This window comes from Spirosoma sp. 48-14, assembly GCF_001898575.1.
GTDB lineage: Bacteria > Bacteroidota > Bacteroidia > Cytophagales > Spirosomataceae > Spirosoma.
This window is the reverse complement of sequence record NZ_MKUD01000069.1, coordinates 1-1,014: the sequence shown is the minus strand read 5'-3', so window position 1 is coordinate 1,014 and position 1,014 is coordinate 1. Positions and strand designations below refer to the sequence as shown.

Genomic DNA, 1,014 nt, shown 5'->3' with positions numbered 1-1,014 from the left:
TTTTGGAATACGTTCCTTACACATTTCGCAACATCCGTAATAGGTTTTACCATCAAATTTTACGTCAAACTGCTTTTTGCCCATATAGGCATCGTTGACCATGCAGACTTCATCCGATGGAACCAATTCACCTATTTGGTTACTATGCCCGTGGCTTTCCGGAGTTGCCTGCGAATGCTGTGTCGCTTCATCCTTATTTGACCCTACCTGTCCGCAAGCGGTGAATAGCAGGGCTGATAAGGAAATAAAGCCGATTATTATTTTGCTCATGTCGAAACTGTTTTTTAAATTTTATTATTTACTTTCTTCAAACTCTTTTAGCTTGCGCTTCATCAGTTCAATTTCTTCCGCTTGGGTTTTAAGTATGTTTTTTTGCAGCTCTATCAGTTCCGGGTCGGTCAGGTGTGCCTTTTCGGACATCAATATGGCTGCTGCGTGATGGGGTATCATACCCTTTGCAAACTGCTTGTCCCCGACATTGATTTGTTCCCTGATACCAAACCATGAAAAGATGCCAACGGCAACCGAGATGATGGCTATCGCCCAATTCATCTTCCTGTTGGGGTACATCACTTTCATTATCGCTAATTCGATAAGCAGCATTGCCGAGGTCATCAGCAGGGTCATGTACAGGTTATTGATATTGGGTATCAGGTTCTGCCACTCGTCAATCATGGCGTACATGATAAAATACATCACTGCGAACATTACGACAGCCATAATCGCAAAGCGTTTGTACATGGCTGAAGCATGGCTTGAATTGTGCGCACCATGCCCTGAAGCATGACCTGTATGGTGGTTGTTCTGCATATTTTCCATAACCCTAAATTTATTTACCGTTAATAGTTTGCTGTACCTTACCGCAGCTAATCATTTTTGAACCGTAGTAAGGATTTTTGATTTCTTTGTTTTCGCTGAACCAAACAGCTCCTTTCCCGTCATTGAACATCGGGCAATGGTCTTGATACAATGTTTGTGATGTGCCGAACAAACTAACCAGGTCTTTCAAATCTT

The 1,014-nt window shown here is 42.4% G+C and carries 1 protein-coding gene and 2 pseudogenes; all 3 read right to left on the bottom strand.

What is annotated here, in order from left to right; genetic code table 11:
• A pseudogene (locus BGO59_RS29260) lies at positions 1-270 on the bottom strand (hypothetical protein); the annotation flags it as partial.
• Positions 271-294: 24 nt separating this feature from the next.
• Entirely contained in the window at positions 295-819 is a 525-nt protein-coding gene (locus tag BGO59_RS29255) for a DUF305 domain-containing protein (RefSeq protein WP_078797524.1), read from the bottom strand.
• A gap of 10 nt (positions 820-829) precedes the next feature.
• Positions 830-1,014 (bottom strand): annotated as a pseudogene (locus tag BGO59_RS29250) (DUF3347 domain-containing protein); the annotation flags it as partial.